The sequence below is a fragment of the Streptomyces sp. UH6 genome (assembly GCF_013421635.1).
GTDB classification, from domain to species: Bacteria; Actinomycetota; Actinomycetes; order Streptomycetales; family Streptomycetaceae; genus Streptomyces; species Streptomyces abyssomicinicus.
The window spans coordinates 1-1,389 of the sequence record NZ_JACADT010001253.1 but is presented as its reverse complement, the minus strand read 5'-3'; the positions used below and the strand labels follow the sequence as shown (position 1 = coordinate 1,389).

Genomic DNA, 1,389 nt, shown 5'->3' with positions numbered 1-1,389 from the left:
CGGCACCGCGTGCAGCCCGGTGAGCAGACCGGCGAGGTCCGCCTCACCCAGCGCGGTCACCTTGTGCCGGGCCCCGGCACCGCCCGGGATCCGGGTGTCCAGCGTGTAGACGAGCCCGGGGCTCCATTCCCCGTGCCCCCGGCTGACCGGCACCGGCACCCCCACGTGCGGCCTGACCAGGTCGCGCAGCCGCAGCTCGCGCAGGCGGCGCGCCGACTGCTCACGGTCGTGGGCGAGCCGCAGCACGTGCCGGTCACCGACCCACCAGGTGCTGTGGGCGCGCTCCGGCTCGGGGGTCTTCTCGTCCACCACGGGCCGGACGTCCGGCTCGCCCGGGGGCCCGCCCCCGGACGCGGAGCCCGAGCCGGACCCGGACTCGGACGGAAGGAGGGTGCGGACCAGCTCGCGCAGCTCGTCGGTGGAAGGCGGTTTCGGTGCCTGATTCATGGTGGTGGTGCCGTTTTGTTCGTGCCGGAGGGGGTTCGGGATGCGGTCGACCGATCCGTGTCGCACGGGTCAGCCGACCGTCACGATCTCACGAGGCGCGTCGTTGAGGCGCCGTCCCCCACCCTCGGTCACCGTCACGATGTCCTCGATGCGGACGCCGAAGCGGCCGGGGAGGTAGATGCCGGGCTCGACGGAGAAGCACATTCCCGGCACCAGCGGTCGCAGCTCGCCCTCGACCATGTAGGGCGGTTCGTGGGTGGTGACGCCGATGCCGTGGCCGGTGCGGTGGATGAAGCGCTCGCCGTACCCGGCCTCGGTGATCACGGCGCGGGCGGCCCGGTCGACGTCCTGGCAGGTGGCGCCGGGCCGGACGGCGCGGAACCCGGCCTCCTGGGCCTCGCGCACGATGTCGTGGACGCGGCGCTCCTCGTCGGTCGGCTCGCCGACGTGGACGGTGCGGGAGATGTCGGAGCCGTAGCCGTGCATCAGGCCGCCGAAGTCGAGGACGACCATGTCGCCCTCCTCGATGACCCGCTGCCCGGCCTCGTGGTGCGGGTCGGCGCCGTTCGGGCCGGAGCCGACGACGGTGAAGTCGACCTGTTCGTGGCCGAAGCGGCGCAGCAGGCCGGCGAGGTCCGCGGCGACCTCGTCCTCGCGGCGGCCCGCGAACCGGACCGTGCGGATCCCGGCGAACGCGGCGTCCGCGGCGGCTCCGGCGGCGGCCATGCGCTCCAGTTCGACGGCGTCCTTGACGGCGCGCAGCATCGGCAGCCCTTCGCTGAGGGCGACGTAGGAGCCGGCGGGGAGGGCGCGGCCCAGGCCGAGGAGGTGGAGGGCCCAGGTGTTGTCGCTCACACCGAACCGGCCGCCGCCGTCGAGGCCCTGGGCGGCGACGGCGTAGGGGTCCTTGCCGTCGGTCCAGTCCCGCAGGGTCAGGGCGGG

General features: G+C 74.6%; 2 protein-coding genes. Both read right to left on the bottom strand.

The window, feature by feature from the left end; all coding sequences use genetic code 11:
- A partial coding sequence (locus HW445_RS31030; RefSeq protein WP_374939733.1) for a phosphotransferase occupies positions 1 to 447 on the bottom strand: 447 nt, incomplete at its 3' end.
- 69 nt (positions 448 to 516) lie between these two features.
- Positions 517 to 1,389 (bottom strand): M24 family metallopeptidase (locus HW445_RS31025; protein WP_180224111.1); only part of this gene is annotated, 873 nt, incomplete at its 5' end.